This is a genomic window from Clostridium sp. KNHs216, assembly GCF_006714885.1.
In the GTDB taxonomy this organism is placed as follows: Bacteria; Bacillota; Clostridia; order Oscillospirales; family Acutalibacteraceae; genus Caproiciproducens.
This window is the reverse complement of sequence record NZ_VFMF01000001.1, coordinates 1,979,560-1,996,373: the sequence shown is the minus strand read 5'-3', so window position 1 is coordinate 1,996,373 and position 16,814 is coordinate 1,979,560. Positions and strand designations below refer to the sequence as shown.

The following is a 16,814-nucleotide window of genomic DNA, read 5'->3' as shown; positions in this document are numbered from 1 at the left end:
GTTTTTATTTCAACCACAAAAGCGGTTGATTACGAAACGGAAAGACGGATTTTGTAGTCGGCCATACCGAGATAAGCTTTGGTATCCTTACCGTAATAACGGATGGTTGCCGTCACGTTGTAATTCCCGGATGAAACCTGACGGGACAGGGTAAGCCCGTCGATGTGCTGACCCGGATAGATCGGCGCGGACTTTGCCACGGTTTCGCCGTTCAACACGATTTCACACTGCATAATGACGGTGTTGGAGGAGGGATTCTCCACTTCCCATGTTCCGACGCTGCCCTTCGACCCGCTGGAAAAGGACGCCTGCGCGCTTACCTTGTCGGTAACGGTAACTTCCTGCTTTTGAAGTCGGGACAGGATTTCCTGCCGTGACGGAGTGCTGCCGCTTCCCGGCTCCGCGCTGCCGGTATCGTCCAGAGACGGAGCGGACGATGAGGGAACGGAGCTGGACGGCGGCGGGTTTGGGCAGGGGTGCTGATTTCCGCAGCTCCGCAGTAAAAGCAGCAGGAGAAGCAGCAACAGCAGAAGAATCGCAAGAATGTACGGCCATTTGCGTTTTTTCTTTTCATCCTCCTTCCCGCGTTTGCTCTCATTGATTTTTTCAGTTGTCATGCGGTTTCCTCCTTTATCAAGACATGAAAAAAGGCGTCCCTTTCGGAACGCCTGAAACGACGGTTATTATCTTTCCTGATCCCGCTGCCGCTTTTTCTGCCATCCATCCAGCAGCCGGATGATGACCTGTTCCATCTGCTGCGGGGTATACGATTTTGGGAAATATTTTTGGAGCTTATCCGCCTTGATGGTCAGGTCGTTTTTCTCCGGTTTCTTTTCCTCCGACATGATGGCCAGCATACTGTCCTCGTTGAGATGGCCCTCCTGACTGAATTTTTTCAGCCGCTGAGCCTGCGAGAGAGATGGGGTGGCCTGTTCGCTTTCAATGGTGTCGAGCAAAAGCGTCTGTTCCTCCGGTTTGAGGTACGACAGCTCCACGGCGGGGGTCATGGCGATTTTTTTCTCGTCCACCATCTGCTGAAGCTGCGGCGTCAGCTCGTTCAGCCGGATAAACCGCTGCACCTGTGTCCTGCTTTCTCCGGCTTGATCGGCTACAATTTGAACGCTCTTTTTGCCATCTTCTAACTTGTACCCAACTTGGGTACAAGTTAGATCAGTTCTCTCGCCTTGCCGCTTTATGGCGTCCAGCTTCATTTTATATGCCTTGGCCCGTTCGCTCGGCAGGATGTTTTCACGCTGAATGTTGCTGTCAACCATGATGATGGTCGCGGCGTCATCGTCCAGATCGCGGACAATCACCGGCATGGTGGGAAGCCCCGCCAGCTCGCAGGCGTGTTTGCGCCGGTGGCCGGAAATCAGCTCATAGCCGCCGTTCGCGCGGGAACGGACGATGGCGGGAACCAATACGCCGTATTCCTTGATGCTTTCCACGGTTTCTTTCATGGCATCATCGTCCCGAACCTGAAACGGATGGTCGGGGAACGGGTGCAGCTCCGAAAGCGGCATATCCGTAACCTTTTCCCGCTTTTCATCCTCGCGGGTTTCCTCCGTGGAGAAAATATCATCGTAGCTGTTCAGACTTATGTTTTTGGCGCTGCTTTTCAATCTTCAACACCTCCCTTGTAAGCTCCCGGTACGCCTCGGAAACCTTGCCCTTCGGGTCGTGGGCGAAAATGCTCCGGCCCTCCGCGCTGATTTCGGCGGCGCGGACGGAATGGGGAATCTCCACGTCAAAAACTTTCAGCTTTGAACCGTAGGTATCCCGCAGCAGGGCGCTGATTTCTTTGGCGTAATTTGTGCGGCTGTCTACCATTGTCAGCAGAATACCGTCGATTTTGAGCTTGGGGTTGATCTGACGCCGCACCTTGTTGATCGTCTGCAAAAGCTGTTCGAGGCCCTTTGCCGGAAGATACTGCGCCTGAACGGGAATAAGAACGCTGTCGGCTGCGGCCAGCGCGTTGACGGTCAGCATCCCAAGCGAGGGCATACAGTCCAGAAGCACATAGTCGTATTGGCGCTTCACGCCGTCCAGATATTGCTTCAGGATTTTTTCACGGCTCATAGCGTTGACGAGCGAAACCTCCATGCCGGAAAGCTCGATGTTGGCGGGCATGAGGTCAACGCCTTCGTCATGATGAAGAAGTCCCTCGCCGGGGTCGATGGGTTCTTCGTTCAACACCTTGCCCATGATCGTCGCCAGCGTCACGGACAATTGATCGGGCTGGGGATTTCCTAAACTGATGGTGAGGGAACCCTGCGGGTCGCTGTCCACCAAAAGCACCTTTTTTCCTTCCTGTGCCAGACCGATGCCGAGATTGGCACAAGTTGTGGTCTTGCCGACGCCGCCCTTTTGGTTGGCAACGGCAATTACATTGGTCATGTGATTTTTCACCTCCAGAAACAGAAAAAGGACGCTCCCTTTCACGGAACGCCCTTAAAATATAATGAAGTTATTCAATTTTTAGGGGTAAATACTGCTTCTTAACTGCCCGTAAGCCCTTGATAGTACTGACTTTTTTGAATAAATGCTATAAGAACACTCGCACCATAAAGAAAACCTGTCGAAAAGCTGAAATTGCTTTTGCGGCAGGTTTTTGTTATAATCGGGCTATGAACAGTATTTATATTAGTGGAGGTCAAAAATTTTAGGGATGGAAAATTATACCGGTAAAAAAATTGCTGCAACTCATATCCCATTGATCACTAATCCTGATTCGGGTTTTTTGTATTTTAATGAAAAAGGTATTGTTTTTACAACTACTTTGGGTGATTCAACAATAAAATTAGATTATTGCGATATGAACGAAGTTCTTAGGAAAAGAGCACTATTTGGTATAATTCCTTGTTTTTGTATACTGACACATCATGGCGAAAAATATAAATTCATTGTTTTTAAACGTGCGGCTGTTGTAGAGTTTTTGAGAAGCAAAATATAAACAAAAATATTTCAGACACAGGTTATCAGTATTTTTCTGAGGTCTAATAATCGCCTGCAAAATAATTTCTTCGTTGTATTTTTTTTGTCGGTGCAGCACAGTTTGATTAGGCTGAAATCGATGCAATTTTGTATCTTTCTCAGCCTGATTTTTATGTTATACTTAAAATAATATTGGACGAAAACGCTGCTGAATTCCTGATTATTTATATTTGACGAAGGAGTGTAAAAAATGAAAGTTAAAATTTTGCAAGCAATGACTGAAAAAAGATTAGAAAAAGACATAAACGAATTTATTGAAAACTCGCAAATTAAAGTTTTAGAACTTCAATTTGCGGCTACTGTTCTATTCTTTTCTGTTATGATTTCATATGAGGATACATAGCTTACGCATACCAATTATGAGCATAATAAGAAGCAATCATATTTCAATTTATGGGATTAGCGTATACAATGGTGTAATATTCGTTTGCCAGATGCCGAAAACCTTTATTTTATGCGGCTTCCCGAGTTTGTCGTTATGAACATTCGTACCAAGGTTATCAGGCTAAATAGATGCAGAATTGTATCAACTTCAACTATTAATATTATTGGGGGGATAAAGCTTGAACACTACATTTCAAAGAGCAAGAGAATTTATCTATCGTAATGCACGACCTCTTGACTTGGCAAGATGGCAATATCACTTTGAAAATGGAAGCACGGAAGCTGTTCTAAACGCGTTGTCATACTATCAAAATGACGATGGTGGCTTTGGGCATGCTTTAGAGGCGGATTCATGGAACCCTAAATCCTCACCAATCCAAACGTGGACCGCGACTGAAATCTTACGTGAGATCAACTTTACAGACAATACACATACCATCATCAAGGGTATTTTACATTACCTTGAAAGCGGAAAAAGTTTTGATGGCAAGTGCTGGTATAAGCTTGTGAAAAGCAATAACGAGTATCCCCATGCTCCGTGGTGGCATACCGAGATTGATAGTACAGATCATATGGATTACAATCCGACCGCGTGCCTCGCTGGATTTATGATCCGCTTTGCGGAAAAAAACAGTGAACTTTACAACCGTGGCTGTTTCATTGCAAAAGAAGCGGTTAATCAGCTGTTGGCAGATGAAAGAGAAAATGGCATGCACACAATTGCCTGCTATCTCAGGCTGATGAAGTATATTGAGGAAGCAAAAGCAACTGATATTATTGATTTGGCAGCCGTGAAAGCAAGGCTGTCGGGGCTGATTCATTGCTGTATTACACAGGAAACCACCGAATGGGAGACCTCATATGTCTGCAAGCCGTCGCAGTTTCTTGATTGCCCGGACAGCGTGTTTTATGCGGACAATCGGAAGGCTGCCGATTTTGAATGTGAGTTCATTGCCAGAACACAGCTGGATGATGGTTCCTGGAATATAACCTGGGATTGGGACAATTATCCCAGTCAATGGGCAATCAGTAAAAACTGGTGGAAAGCGAATGGCATTATTTTGAACCTACTCTATCTGCAAGGATTCGGCAAACTATAACTGAACGGTACAAATGAGCATAACATGAATTTTATGAAACATGTCCTGCTGATAATAATCGGGCAAATTGTAAATGCATCTATTTTGTAATGACACAAGATGACTAATGAAATCAAGATTTGAGTTGAAGAGATTATTAAGTGGTTCAACTTAACAGAGAGATAATCAGGGCTTTGATGGTAGTGATAAGGGAGGATATTTATGAAAGTGCAAAAGGACGATTGGTATAAACATGGATGGACTCTTGATATCAAAAATCAATCATGGGTAGAGGACACTGAAAACCAAGTTGACTTTATTATTAAAACTCTTAGACTAACCGGTAAAGAACGTATTCTTGATTTAGCATGCGGGTATGGCCGGCATACCCTTTCCCTTGCACGCAAAGGGTATCCGGTTGTAGGGGTGGATATCACACCTGAATATATTGATGACGCCAGAAAAACAGCAAAAACCGAATCATTGAACGCTTATTTTATTAATTCTGACATCCGCGCTGTTCGATTTGAAAATGAGTTTGATGTCGTGCTGAACCTTGCGGATGATGCAATCGGATATCTTGAAACCGATGAAGAAAATCTGAAAATATTTGATGCTGTTTCACATGCCCTAAAATCCGGTGGTAAGCACTTTATGGATATTTGTAACGCTGAACATGCCGAACATTATTTTCCCAGATTGAATTGGGAAGCAGGGGAAAAAGCGTTGGCTTTAGCAAAATTCGAATGGGACAAAAAAACTCATAGAATGCTTTATGGAGGATGCGATATTCCTTATGGTATCCCGGCGGAAAAGCCTGATATTACCACAGGAGATCCTACGCGATTATACTCAATAGCGGAACTGAATTCAATTTTGCAACAGCGGAAAATGAATATCATACATACTTTTTCAAATTATTACGGGAAAGAAGCGTCTCCTCAGGAATTACAACTCTTAGTTTATTCCAAGAAGCAATAGTCAAATGCACATTATAAGCAAAAATAATAGTGTAGTATTTGCCTGTTTAATGCCGAAAACCTTATGCGGGATGGCTGCGCCCTGACACCAGCGCAGACCAGCGTATGCTCCGTCCGGATGTCCCCGTATCGATCGGTGGAGATCCATTGCAGACGGCCGTTAACTTTTTGGATCGACAGTAAATCAGTAAAGAACATTCAAAGGCCTTACCGCTCTAACCACGTCATCATTTGCATAACAGTAAATAGGTAAGAATTACAAGCAACGTACTCAACAAGGTGCCAAGCAAATAATATTCAGCAAATGGCGGTTCTTTCGATATTTTATCATATCGGGCAACTGATTTCGCGGTTAATACCAACCCTATCGCGGCATATTGATTCACACTCAACAGCAGGACGATGATAATCCTTTCAAGGGTTCCAATAAACGCTCCGACATTTTTGATGGTTTTATCGCTGTTTCCATTTTTGCTGTTTGGTTTGTATTTGGACAGCATTTTCTTAATCGTGATATTAGCAGGCTTGCAAACAATCAAAATTATACAGGCCCATCTTAAAGCGGAGGCCACACCGTTCTCAGGAAATATATTTAGAAAACTTTTCGCTTCAGGTAAAAATGCGATATTGTAATTGCAGTATTTGAAAATGATGACCGCAATGATCAGGGACAAGATATGTACACATTGATCCGTGCAATAAACAATGGATTCTGAAACGTGCTTATAATATTTAATACAGAGGTACTTAACCGAATCAATCAGAAAGTGTAAAATGGATAAGCCGAAAGCTGCGATAGCAATTTGCGAAGACCATATTAAGATAGTGCCCGCACAGAATACGGCGGCATAAAGGACACTATGAAGCAGAACGTACTTGTACTCGGAGATTTTCTTCTCAGAAATCGTATCGGTTTGGAGGTAAAAATCTCCAAGCACATGAAGAAGTACAAAGAGGACCAATAAATTTCTATACACCTTTATCCTCCTTTATATCCGATAGAACTTTCGCAATGTTTTCTATCGCTTTTCGATAAGTGTAATAATTTGCGGAGGACAATGCTTTTTGTACATTGGATTGATTGATGTTTAGGATTCTTGCCGCATCCTTTTGCGTACCGCCGGTTTTTAAATATGAATTAATGATCTCGACTTGACGAGGGGTCCATGTTTCTTTTATTGTCGTTAATAATGAAAAAACGGTATTGATTAATTCGGACATATCAGGATTGCCTTGTACTTCGATTCTAACATTAACCTTTGATTCCATTTTCTTTTTTTCAGATGCCTTTAGCCCGTCGATGATTTTTCTTGCATTATAATAAGCCGGGCCATCGGCTCCCAGCGGCATATTGGAATTGATATCCGTGGTTATTTCTCCAACGCCAAGGCCAAACCGCAATTGAATCGGATACATTTCCCTTTCAATTTTATCAATAATGAATATCGCAGAGGCGCCTGTTTTTAAAAGCCCCTGAAACTCGTCGCCAAGGGTTATCATGAATTTTGAAGCGATATCGTTTCGGTACTCATGATTGATTGCATCCAATACTTCTTTCAGACGGATCTGCACAGCACGTCTGTTTTTTAATTGCTTTGAGCTTTTGATATCTCCGATTATGGCGACCAATGGATTGTAATCAAAGAAAAAAAACATTGAAAACACCTCTGTTATTGATTATAACTTTCTTTTGAAAACACGTCAATAAAATATGCGCTTATCAGCATATATTTTATGATTATGCGCGGTCGGTGATGTTTGATTACATTATGCGCTAAATAGGGAGTTAATATACAATATGCGCTAAATTGCGCATATATGGCACGGCGTCTGGGTCTACGTCTTTATACAAAGTGATCCGGCAGGCCGTATACAATACGTTGACAGGAGAACGTGCGGAGCAAGCGCCTCTATCATTTTACTCGTACGGAGAAGGAACCGGGAAAGCTGCATGAATGGCGGCTTTCCCGGTCCCTTTTTTCCGTATTAATCTACAGCAATTCCATTTCAGTTTGCGAGACAAAACACGTTCCTTCCCCGCCGAAGACGGGGAAGGAACGTAATCTTGTTTCAGAATCAGCTCGAAATTTTGTAAATGGGGGTTGTTGGGGTTTTATGGGCATACTGGCTTTATAGAGTAGTGATTGTCATGATTGGTATTCAGTATAACAATGAAAAAGTAATACATTGTAAGCAAGTAAGGTGATGAAATGCAAGATCATAAGAAAGACTATGGAACGAAAAATTTAGATACTTTTCCGGCAATGGACTTTGCTTCGGTAGAATTCCCAAAAGAGGAATTCATAGCGTATGCTGTTTGTGGAAAAGAATGCGGAACCAAAGAATTCATTGTTGATGGTGAAACGCAGGTGTGCGCGCGTTGCGGAAACCCGATGTTTCGCACAGATGTAAGAAAATATTTACTGGCCGAAGAGGATGGGCGACATAATAAATCTTTTAGAATTGTCACAGAAGGGCCTGTTGAATTAAAATACAACTTAGCCCTTGAAGATTATCCGGAAGTTGAGTCTAATTCTGTTCTTTTTCCGAAAGAAATTTATACGACATTTGTAGTATGTACCGAAGACTGCGGCGCCTGCGGATTTATTGTTGAAGGTCAGGCAGACATTTGTGAATATTGCGGACATCATATGCTCCACACGGAAGTCAGAAAATACATTTTACAAGACCCCAAATAATATCACTGCCGCCCTTGTTACGGGGCGGCAGAGAAACCAAAGGCAAATATTTATATCATAGGAGCAGACAACGTCTATACTTATCTTTTGCGGCTGCAGACCAGACGCTCAATGACATCGGCCAGTATGCGCAGATCGCTATTATTTAAATCGTCCAGCAAGGAAAGAATGCACTTCAATGCTCTTGCACTTTCGCTATCACAACTGTTTCTACAATCGCAACGATCCGATGCTGATTCAACCGCATCGCTGTTGACGCAACGATTCAGACTCATGCAATACCTCCTTCATGAAAGATTACTACATAATATGTGAATCGTTGACAGCTTGTCAATATGGCTGTTAGGAATCCCGGACAGGCAGATACAAAAGTGCCGCCCGAAACAGGGCGGCAGGGGTATCACATGGAAGGAAGCTATATTGTATGGCCAAAAAAGATTTTGGACGAATATTATAAAATGCAAAGGAGTGGATTTTATGGAAAAGCCAGATTTTATAACAGCACTAAAGAATATCAAATATAGAAAATCATTAGCTGACAGAAGGGGGAGCATCAATGGGATCAATATGGCGACAGCTGATTTAGCCATTGAAGCCCTTGAAAAGCAGATACCGAAGAAGCCAATAGCAAATATATCGGATGTTCCTGTTCGGATCGACCATGTTATGTTCAGACCGGGGATTCCATTTTATACTTGCTTAATATGTGGAACACCTACGGCACCCACACGGCAATATTGCATTGAATGCGGCCAGCGCTTCGATTGGAGCAAAAGCGATGGATGAGGAAACCTTCCCGCCGGCTGTTCACCGGTTATTTGCCGGGCAGCGGCTGTTTCCGTCCGTATGCAGGGACGCAAATCAATGATAAGTGGCACAATAATAACAATGGCACTCACCGACCAAAGTGGGTGCCATTGCTTATTAACTTAGAGGGGTATATGAGACGACCTAAAATTTATTTGAGCCCTCGAAAGGAGACACTACATACTATGCTTTTAAGGGACAGCTTGTCAATATGAGATACAAAGATATTCATACGGCATCTTACTAATAAAACAATGGCGTTCACTCATCAAAGCAAGCGCCATCGCCTATTCATCAATTAAAACCACCAACGGCGGCGACGGCAGCGGCATCCGCACCAGCCGCACCTGCGCCAACGACGATTCCAGGACATGCACTAATCACTCCTTTCCATAAGGAGATATGACATAATATGAATTCTTTGAAAGGCTTGTCAATATGGGATATTAAGATATTTATACGGCATTGTCAGATAATAGCCTGAGGGCTTCGGAGTACTCCGAAGCCCTCATTTTTTATGACAGTGTTTCTTTTTTACCGGTTTTAGAAAAACGACAATGCAGCCCAGTACAAGTCCGAGAAGCATCGACAGTATGAATTTCATAGACAGCACAACTCCTTTATCATATTATTGTACTCCTTTTTTTCAAAATTAGACACCTCTGATTGGCTTCCGGGAAGATTTTGCTTAAATATACCGTATGCCAATTTTATCCATTGGCTTATCATGGCATTGTACAATTGATTCGGCAAAAATGGCCCTCTCAACTGCTTCTGGCAGCCGAAAGGGCTTTCTGCTCTTTATTGGTTTTCTATCAAGCTGGATACAGGTACATTGATCTTGGTAACCGGATCGTTAAGATAATGTATCACACAGCATTGATCGGGTTCATTCAGCCTCTCCATATAGACTTTATTCCCATTATGGGTCACATTTGCCATAACAAGCGATGAAATAATTTCTCTTGCACGTTGATTATCCATAATAAACACCCCTATATTAGCATGTCTTTTTTCTAATCATAAATTCACGGAAACGGCAAAGAATGACGCCCGGCAGGATAGGGATTTTCAATCCGGAAGGCCTGCTGGTTCATCTTATTCAAATATTATAAATCAATTGAACATAATGCCTTCACAATTACGTGATATATTTACAATAATGATTTAGGAGGCAGTTTATATGATGATGATAATGATCGGCATGATTTTAGCCTTCGTGGCGATAACATATTTCAGTATAAGAAATCAAAGCCTGAGCCCGGCATATGTGAAAATCCGTCCTGATGAAATAGAGCTTCTCGACGAGAGGCTTGCTAACGGCGAGATCAGTTATGAAGAATATCAAATAGTAAGGAATCAACTGCTGAAATAGAGAGTAAAATCCTCGCCCTGCAGTGAACGGCTGGAGGAATTCAGGCACGAGCACAGCAGGCATGGGACACCGCATCAGTGAGAGCCGCATCGGAATCATTTCCGATGCGGCTCTTTTCTTGGAAATTATTTCTTTCAGGCAGCCGTGTACGCTCAAGCGGCGAAAATCCGCCGGCTATCGCTGGCCGCGAATCGCTGATTACCGCGGCGCTGCCCCAAAAATCCGGCCCTTACGGTCCGGTCCGGCCGTGATCGCAAAGGCTCGTGAAATATTCGGGAGAAGTTGTTATTTCCTGTTAAATGATTTATAATGAAGAAAACACTGTCCATCTGTGCACGGGGCTGCACAGCGGGTTCTCTGGAGGAAGCCATGCGGAACAAATACGATAAATATAATATTGGAAAAGAAGTCGGACGGGCTGTACGGCGTGCCGTGCGCTCCGGCAATTTTGAAGAAATCGGCCGGGCGGTGGACAAAAGCGTCCGGAAGTTTACCGGCGATGACGAGGAAGACCTGCACAGCCGGAACGATGAGAGTCAGCGTCCGGCTTATACCTACGGGCAGGCATCACAGGATACGCGGACTGCCTATCGGGAACCATCCGTCCGTACCGCGTTCCGGAACAGAATGCCGGGGGGGATCTCCGGCCTTGTTTATGCAATTGTCGGCGCCAGTGTGGGAATTCCGATGCTGATCGCGGACATTTCTGTCCTCATGGTGGGCGTTACCGGATATATGACTTTTTCGGATTTTGCCGTGGCCTTTTCCGTTTTGATGCCCATTACGCTCGGCGTTTTCGGCATGATGGGCTACGGGATCGCCCTGCGCCGCCGTGCGCGTCGCTTTGCGCGGTACCGCGAGGCGATGGGCAGCGCAGCTTTCTGCACGGTGGCCAAGCTGGCCGACACAGCCGGGGTAACGCAGGAACGCGCGAAGAAAGACCTTAAAAAGATGATCGCCTGCGGCGCATGCCCGCAGGGGCATCTGGACCGTGATGAAAGCTGCTTTATGGTGGACGACAAGACGTACGGCGAGTATCTGGAAGCGGAGAGAGCCTATGCCGCCCGCACGGAAGCCGCACGGACACAAGAGGCGAAACAGGCGGACCCGAAGGAAGCGGAGCTCGCGGCCGCCAGGGAAGAGGGCAACGGGTATCTGCAGCAGATTCGCGCCGTAAACGACGCCCTGCCGGGCGAGGTGATCTCTGAAAAGCTGGACCGGCTTGAAAACGTGACGGCCCGTATTTTTGAGTGTGTACGCAAGCATCCCGAAAAGCTGCCGGACATCCGCCGGTTTATTCGTTACTATATGCCCACGACCCTGAAGCTGGTCAAGTCTTACGAGGAGTTTGAAACCCAGCCGGTGCAGGGGGAAAATATTACCAAAGCCAAGGAAGAAATCGAGCAGGCGCTGGATACTGTCAACAGAGCCTTTGAAAACCTGCTGGATACCCTGTTCGCCGACGACGCGCTTGACGTTTCCGCGGATATTTCCACGCTGGAAACCATGCTCAAACAGGAGGGCCTGACCGGCAGCGACTTTGCAAAAGAGCCGGACGAAAGCAAACTTTCTTAAAAGGAAACCGAATGATAAAGAATTATAAATTGGTATGGAGGCTTTACCATGAATCAGAATGAGATCCCTGTTCCCGAGCTTACCCTTGACCCGGCTCCCGAGCAGCCCATTTCCGCACAGACGATTCTTGCGCAGGCGGTTCCCGCGCAGGACGCCGCCCCGGAACCGCAGCTTACTCCTGCCGAACAGAAGATGGTAGCGGATTTCGCCGCGAAGATCGACCTGACAAACAGCAACCAGATTCTCCAGTACGGCGTGGGGGCCCAGAAAAAGATGGCCGATTTTTCCGAAAGCGCACTGGAAAACGTTCGCACCAAGGATTTGGGCGAGGTCGGAAAGATGCTCTCCGGCGTAGTGGCAGAGCTGAAAAGCTTTGAGGTCGACGAGGACGATAAAGGCTTTTTCGCGCGTTTCAAACGCGGCGGCAATAAAATCATTGCTCTGAAAGCCCGTTATGCCAAAGCGGAAACCAACGTCGACCAGATCTGCGACGTGCTGGAAGCACATCAGGTACAGCTTTTAAAGGATGTTTCCATTCTGGATAAAATGTACGAGGTCAATAAGACCTATTTCAAAGAACTTTCCATGTATCTGCTCGCCGGAAAGCAGAAGCTGGAGCAGGTGCGCGTAAACGACCTTCCCGCCCTGCAGCAGAAAGCGCAGGCTTCCGGTCTGCCGGAGGACGCACAGGCGGCAAACGACCTGTCCAACATGTGCAACCGTTTTGAAAAGAAGCTGCATGATCTGGACCTGACCCGCATGGTATCCATTCAGATGGCGCCCCAGCTGCGCCTGATACAGAACAACGATCTGATTATGAGCGAGAAAATCCAGTCCACCATTGTCAATACCATCCCTCTGTGGAAAAGCCAGATGGTGCTGGCGCTGGGCGTGGAGCACTCCACACAGGCGGCCAAGGCCCAGCGTGAAGTCACGGATATGACAAACACCCTGCTGCGCAAAAATGCCGACGCGCTCAAAATGGCGACGATCGAAACGCAGAAGGAGTCCGAACGCGGCATTGTGGACATCGAAACGCTGAAGCATACCAACGAGACGCTCATCTCCACGCTGGACGAGGTCATGCAGATCCAGAAGGACGGCCGCGAAAAACGCACGCAGGCGGAGCAGGAACTCAGAAAGCTGGAGACCGACCTGAAAAACAAGCTCCTGCAGCTGCGCTGAATCCTTTTTATCAAATATGAAACGGCGGTTTGGCCCAGCGGGCCGGGCCGCCGTTTTTCGCTCTTCTTCGGCAGCGGTGTGCAGCGGATTGCCGCGCTCCTTTTGCGCGCATGGGATGTTGGGGATTCTCACTGTAATGTCGGACGATTCTGTTGCCATTTTTCAACAATATGTGATACACTGTTAGATAATTATCGATTCTGCATATGGGAAACGCGGCCCGGGCGCCGGGAACATGAATCCAGAACATGGAAAGGTCTGTGGAATATGAATTTGGACCGGATCAAAAACGCCAGAATTCGCAATCTTTCCGTTTCACACAGATTGCTGTATTCGTTTCTGCTGATGGCCATTGTGCCGCTCCTGATTTTCGGCATCATCTCCTATCAGGTGTCCAACAGCGCCATCAACAGCAAGATCAGCAATTCATCGATCCAGGTGCTGAAGCTCGTACAGAAAAACATTCAGTACGAGTCGGACAAATACCAGAAAATATCGGACGCGCTCATGGTGAACAAAACCGTTCAGGACGGCCTGTACCGGTTTGACACCTGGGATTACATGCAGAAAAACAATTTTATTGTGCAGATGAATTCCGTTATTTCCGGCCATATGTCGAACTCGCCGCAGATCATGCAGATTTTTCTGACGGACAGGGACAATAACCCTATTTACAGCCAGGGCTGGTTTTATGTCAGTCAGGAGACCATTGACCGCATGATCGATTTGTGCGGGAAGAATATCAACTGGCTCAGTGTCAATGAGGGAAATAAAAATTATATTATCTATACTCATCCTGTCATTTCCGAGCGGGGTTCCGGGGTGATTGGGCATACCCTGATTTTCATCGATGCGGCTGCCTTTTACAACTGTCTGTCCGGTGTCGATATGGGTACGGGCGCCGACCTGATGGTGATGGATTACTACGGAAACAACGTCGCGAATCAGGACAGGACCTTCCGCCCCGGCTCCGCCGTGGACGGCGGGCTGTTCTCATACTGCCGGGAGAACCCGGACCGGAATATCATCCGCAACTACAAATTCAACGGCAGGCTGGGCATGATCGCGTATTCCTTTTTTACCCAGCAGGGCTGGCTTCTGGTCGCCGCCATCCCGGATGCCTATCTGCGGTCGGAGACCTTCTCCATTGCCGTCACCAGCCTGATTTCCATCGTCCTCTGCTTCCTGTGCGCGGTGATCGTGTACCGTCAGATGTGGAAGAGCATCAGCGTGCCGATCAACCGGCTGGTGCAGCTGGTCGGCAAAATCGACAATACGAATTTTGACCAGATGTCCTTTTACGACGACAGCAAGGATGAACTGGGCTTTTTAAGCCGCGCCTTCCGCGAGATCCTTCAGAAAATGCAGGACCTGGTCAAGCAGGTGGAAACGGAGCAGAAGCAGAAGCGGGAATATGAGCTCAAAATGCTGCAGGCGCAGATCAACCCGCACTTCCTGTTCAATACGCTGAATTCCCTGCGATGGACCGCCCTGATGAGCCGGGCGACCAGTGTCAGCAACGGGCTGGCCGCGCTTTCCGATTTGCTGAGGAACACCATTCTTGATAAAAACGAATTCATTACGGTGGAGGAAGAGCTGAAAAACGTCAACAATTATATCGTCATCCAAAAAATCCGTTACGGCGATATTTTCTCCGTCACCTATGAAATAGACGAGAATATTCTGCACTGCTACATGATTAAATTTCTTCTGCAGCCGATTGTGGAAAATTCCATTATCCATGGAATTGATGAGGACGGTACGCAGAAGGAAATCCATATTTCCATGAACCGGCGGGAGGACACCATCCTTACCGTTATTTCCGACAACGGGAAGGGGTTTGATGTGGAGAAAACGCTGGACGCGAAGAAGAATAAGCGGCTGACGGGAATCGGGATGCAGAACGTTCAGGAGCGTATCCGGCTGTGCTTTGGCGGGGAGTATCCCTTTAACATAGAGAGCAGGATTGGCGAGGGAACCACCGTCACCATGGAATTTCCCTACATCGGTACCCTGCCGGAATCCACAAAAGAACTGACACAGGGAAAGGAGCGCGAGGAAGATGATTCCGGTGCTGTTCGTTGATGATGAAATGATTGTCCGCGTGGCTTTGAAGTCAATGGTGGATTGGGAGAAAACCGAGTTTGAAATCGTGGGCGCGGTTTCGGACGGGGAAACCGCTTTGCAGTATATCGAAAAATACAGCCCCCGGATCATTGTGACGGATTTGAAGATGCCGCATCTGGACGGAATCGGTCTGGCAAAGGAGCTGTATGAGCGGGGGTATCCGGGAAAAATTATTATCCTCACCAGCTTCGGGGAATTCGAGCTGGCCCGCGAGGCCCTCCGCTACGGCGTTACCGACTATCTTTTAAAAGCCAATTTTACCGATAAGGAGCTTCTGGAGGCCTTGCGGAAAGCCGCCGGAAAGCTGCCGGAGGACCGCCGTCCTTCCCAAAAGACAGAGCAGGCGCAGAGCGAGTTTGACCAGCCCCGGATTTACAGCATGCTTTACGGCCCGGATGAGGAAAAGCTGCGAATTCTGGCTTCGGACAGGACCTATTCAGGGACGTTTTCCGCGCTCTATGTCTTTAAAAAGGAACTGCTGACCGCGGGGCGGCCCGCCGCGCGGCAGAGCGAACCGGATATGACGTCCAAGGAAATGCTGTCCAGTTTAATCAGTGAAACATTTGACGCCGGTTCCGGAATGAAGGTCATCCCCTTGACACCGGTGGACGCGCTGATCATCCTGCCGCCAGAGTCCGGCGGACCGGCGGAGGGGACTTTGGAAAGGGTTCTGCTGCGCATCCAGAACTCTGTAAAGATTTATATGAATACAGAGGCCGGGTTTGTCCTTTCGGAGCCGTTTGCTTCGGAACCGGAGCTTGCGGCCAATCTGAAAGGCTGCGCCGGGGCCGCCTCCGTCAGCTTTTACAAAGGTTTTGGAAGCCTGATTCGCCAAGAGGACGGCGGCCTTTACGTCAACGAAGTCACGGAAGACCAGCAGGACGCCATGGAGCTGATCTGCGCGGGGATCGCGTTTTGCGAATACGAGGAAGCGGAAATTCTGGCGGCATCGATTCTGGATAGCTTCGAAAAACAGAGAATCCGCCCGGACGGTGCCTGCGATTATATCCGGAAGCTGTTCCGGAACATCCTGCTTTTCGGCTCCGCCGGAAAAAACAGCGGCAGATTTGAACGCCTCGCCGCCGACTGCAGGGAATGCGGAACGGTTTCCGAATTCGAGTCCGCCGTCACGGGACTGATCCGCGCGGTCAGCGAGAGCGCTGCAGACGGCCGCATGGGAAAATACCGCCAGGATGTCGTCCGCATCACTGCGTATATCAAAGAGAACATCACGCAGAAAATCACGCTGGCGCAGATTGCAAAGCTGGTGAATATGAACGAAAGCTATGTCAGCAGGCTGTTCAAAAATGAGACGGGGGTCAATCTGACGTCCTATATCAATCTGCTGAAAATGGGTAAGGCGATAGAACTTTTAAAGGACCCCGACGTCATGGTGAAAGAGGTCGCGAACAGGCTGGGCTTTGACGAGCAGTCCTATTTCAACCGGATTTTCAATAAATACCTGAGCTCAAGTCCTTCCGAGTTTAAGAAGCGATATAAAAAAAGTATCAAAGTCGGTCAAAATAGTATCAATCCTCCCGAATGATAAAAAATCTATCAAAATAGTGAAAGGAATCCGCAATATATTTTATTTAAATAGGATAAATTC

18 protein-coding genes are annotated in these 16,814 nt (G+C 47.0%); 11 read left to right on the top strand and 7 right to left on the bottom strand.

Going from position 1 to position 16,814, the window contains the following annotated elements; translation table 11 throughout:
* Positions 1-29: 29 nt before the first annotated feature.
* The 3 genes from LY85_RS09695 to LY85_RS09685 form a co-directional block, all read right to left on the bottom strand.
* Positions 30-617 (bottom strand): hypothetical protein, encoded by a 588-nt coding sequence (locus LY85_RS09695; RefSeq protein WP_141826465.1) that lies wholly within the window; start codon positions 615-617, stop codon positions 30-32.
* A 66-nt stretch (positions 618-683) separates the two neighbouring features.
* Entirely contained in the window at positions 684-1,622 is a 939-nt protein-coding gene (locus LY85_RS09690; protein ID WP_141826464.1) for a ParB/RepB/Spo0J family partition protein, read from the bottom strand.
* The gene (locus LY85_RS09685) at positions 1,579-2,397 is read right to left on the bottom strand and encodes a ParA family protein (protein WP_141826463.1); all 819 of its coding nucleotides are present in this window, start codon (positions 2,395-2,397) and stop codon (positions 1,579-1,581) included. The genes LY85_RS09690 and LY85_RS09685 overlap by 44 nt, the downstream gene beginning before the upstream one ends.
* A gap of 271 nt (positions 2,398-2,668) precedes the next feature.
* Here LY85_RS09685 and LY85_RS09680 point away from each other — a divergent pair, with 271 nt between their 5' ends.
* The 4 genes from LY85_RS09680 to LY85_RS09670 all read left to right on the top strand — a co-directional run bounded on the left by LY85_RS09680 (position 2,669) and on the right by LY85_RS09670 (position 5,438).
* Positions 2,669-2,953: a hypothetical protein gene (locus tag LY85_RS09680; protein ID WP_141826462.1), complete on the top strand. Its 285-nt coding sequence runs from the start codon at positions 2,669-2,671 to the stop codon at positions 2,951-2,953.
* A 231-nt stretch (positions 2,954-3,184) separates the two neighbouring features.
* A complete protein-coding gene (locus LY85_RS19280; RefSeq protein WP_185741181.1) occupies positions 3,185-3,337 on the top strand; it encodes a hypothetical protein in 153 nt (50 codons plus the stop codon).
* Between the two features lie 220 nt (positions 3,338-3,557).
* Positions 3,558-4,478, top strand: coding sequence for a hypothetical protein (locus tag LY85_RS09675; protein ID WP_141826461.1), 921 nt, complete (start codon positions 3,558-3,560; stop codon positions 4,476-4,478).
* Between the two features lie 201 nt (positions 4,479-4,679).
* Positions 4,680-5,438 (top strand): class I SAM-dependent methyltransferase, encoded by a 759-nt coding sequence (locus tag LY85_RS09670; RefSeq protein WP_141826460.1) that lies wholly within the window; start codon positions 4,680-4,682, stop codon positions 5,436-5,438.
* Positions 5,439-5,664: 226 nt separating this feature from the next.
* Here LY85_RS09670 and LY85_RS09665 read toward each other — a convergent pair whose 3' ends face one another.
* Both LY85_RS09665 and LY85_RS09660 read right to left on the bottom strand, forming a co-directional pair.
* Positions 5,665-6,414 carry a DUF3307 domain-containing protein gene (locus tag LY85_RS09665; protein WP_185741180.1) on the bottom strand — a complete coding sequence of 250 codons (750 nt, stop codon included), beginning with the start codon at positions 6,412-6,414 and terminating at the stop codon, positions 5,665-5,667.
* Entirely contained in the window at positions 6,407-7,093 is a 687-nt protein-coding gene (locus LY85_RS09660; RefSeq protein ID WP_141826458.1) for a SatD family protein, read from the bottom strand. Before LY85_RS09660 ends, LY85_RS09665 begins: the two co-directional genes overlap by 8 nt.
* A gap of 554 nt (positions 7,094-7,647) precedes the next feature.
* On the opposite strand from LY85_RS09660, the gene LY85_RS09655 reads away from it, so the two are divergent.
* Positions 7,648-8,136, top strand: coding sequence for a hypothetical protein (locus LY85_RS09655; RefSeq protein WP_141826457.1), 489 nt, complete (start codon positions 7,648-7,650; stop codon positions 8,134-8,136).
* An 80-nt stretch (positions 8,137-8,216) separates the two neighbouring features.
* Here LY85_RS09655 and LY85_RS09650 read toward each other — a convergent pair whose 3' ends face one another.
* Complete coding sequence (locus LY85_RS09650; protein ID WP_141826456.1) at positions 8,217-8,411, bottom strand: hypothetical protein; 195 nt, start codon at positions 8,409-8,411, stop codon at positions 8,217-8,219.
* A 202-nt stretch (positions 8,412-8,613) separates the two neighbouring features.
* Here LY85_RS09650 and LY85_RS09645 point away from each other — a divergent pair, with 202 nt between their 5' ends.
* The gene (locus tag LY85_RS09645; protein WP_141826455.1) at positions 8,614-8,922 is read left to right on the top strand and encodes a hypothetical protein; all 309 of its coding nucleotides are present in this window, start codon (positions 8,614-8,616) and stop codon (positions 8,920-8,922) included.
* 822 nt (positions 8,923-9,744) lie between these two features.
* Here the strand turns inward: LY85_RS09645 and LY85_RS09640 are convergent.
* Complete coding sequence (locus LY85_RS09640) at positions 9,745-9,927, bottom strand: H-type small acid-soluble spore protein (protein ID WP_141826454.1); 183 nt, start codon at positions 9,925-9,927, stop codon at positions 9,745-9,747.
* A 199-nt stretch (positions 9,928-10,126) separates the two neighbouring features.
* Between LY85_RS09640 and LY85_RS09635 the strand changes: the two genes are divergently transcribed.
* The 5 genes from LY85_RS09635 (at position 10,127) to LY85_RS09615 (ending at position 16,751) form a co-directional block, all read left to right on the top strand.
* Positions 10,127-10,318 carry an SHOCT domain-containing protein gene (locus LY85_RS09635; RefSeq protein ID WP_141826453.1) on the top strand — a complete coding sequence of 64 codons (192 nt, stop codon included), beginning with the start codon at positions 10,127-10,129 and terminating at the stop codon, positions 10,316-10,318.
* Between the two features lie 309 nt (positions 10,319-10,627).
* Complete coding sequence (locus LY85_RS09630) at positions 10,628-11,893, top strand: 5-bromo-4-chloroindolyl phosphate hydrolysis family protein (protein ID WP_141826452.1); 1,266 nt, start codon at positions 10,628-10,630, stop codon at positions 11,891-11,893.
* A 48-nt stretch (positions 11,894-11,941) separates the two neighbouring features.
* On the top strand, positions 11,942-13,078 hold the full coding sequence (locus LY85_RS09625; RefSeq protein WP_141826451.1) for a toxic anion resistance protein: 1,137 nt from the start codon (positions 11,942-11,944) through the stop codon (positions 13,076-13,078).
* Positions 13,079-13,351: 273 nt separating this feature from the next.
* Positions 13,352-15,163 (top strand): histidine kinase, encoded by a 1,812-nt coding sequence (locus LY85_RS09620; protein WP_185741179.1) that lies wholly within the window; start codon positions 13,352-13,354, stop codon positions 15,161-15,163.
* A complete protein-coding gene (locus LY85_RS09615) occupies positions 15,141-16,751 on the top strand; it encodes a response regulator (RefSeq protein ID WP_141826449.1) in 1,611 nt (536 codons plus the stop codon). Before LY85_RS09620 ends, LY85_RS09615 begins: the two co-directional genes overlap by 23 nt.
* Positions 16,752-16,814 lie beyond the last annotated feature (63 nt).

Coding starts and splice junctions, on each gene's coding strand:
- LY85_RS09695 (WP_141826465.1), bottom strand. CDS start 617: ATGACAACTGAAAAAATCAATGAGAGCAAACGCGGGAAGGAGGATGAA.
- LY85_RS09685 (WP_141826463.1), bottom strand. CDS start 2,397: ATGACCAATGTAATTGCCGTTGCCAACCAAAAGGGCGGCGTCGGCAAG.
- LY85_RS09680 (WP_141826462.1), top strand. CDS start 2,669: ATGGAAAATTATACCGGTAAAAAAATTGCTGCAACTCATATCCCATTG.
- LY85_RS19280 (WP_185741181.1), top strand. CDS start 3,185: ATGAAAGTTAAAATTTTGCAAGCAATGACTGAAAAAAGATTAGAAAAA.
- LY85_RS09670 (WP_141826460.1), top strand. CDS start 4,680: ATGAAAGTGCAAAAGGACGATTGGTATAAACATGGATGGACTCTTGAT.
- LY85_RS09660 (WP_141826458.1), bottom strand. CDS start 7,093: ATGTTTTTTTTCTTTGATTACAATCCATTGGTCGCCATAATCGGAGAT.
- LY85_RS09655 (WP_141826457.1), top strand. CDS start 7,648: ATGCAAGATCATAAGAAAGACTATGGAACGAAAAATTTAGATACTTTT.
- LY85_RS09650 (WP_141826456.1), bottom strand. CDS start 8,411: ATGAGTCTGAATCGTTGCGTCAACAGCGATGCGGTTGAATCAGCATCG.
- LY85_RS09645 (WP_141826455.1), top strand. CDS start 8,614: ATGGAAAAGCCAGATTTTATAACAGCACTAAAGAATATCAAATATAGA.
- LY85_RS09640 (WP_141826454.1), bottom strand. CDS start 9,927: ATGGATAATCAACGTGCAAGAGAAATTATTTCATCGCTTGTTATGGCA.
- LY85_RS09635 (WP_141826453.1), top strand. CDS start 10,127: ATGATGATGATAATGATCGGCATGATTTTAGCCTTCGTGGCGATAACA.
- LY85_RS09630 (WP_141826452.1), top strand. CDS start 10,628: ATGAAGAAAACACTGTCCATCTGTGCACGGGGCTGCACAGCGGGTTCT.
- LY85_RS09625 (WP_141826451.1), top strand. CDS start 11,942: ATGAATCAGAATGAGATCCCTGTTCCCGAGCTTACCCTTGACCCGGCT.
- LY85_RS09615 (WP_141826449.1), top strand. CDS start 15,141: ATGATTCCGGTGCTGTTCGTTGATGATGAAATGATTGTCCGCGTGGCT.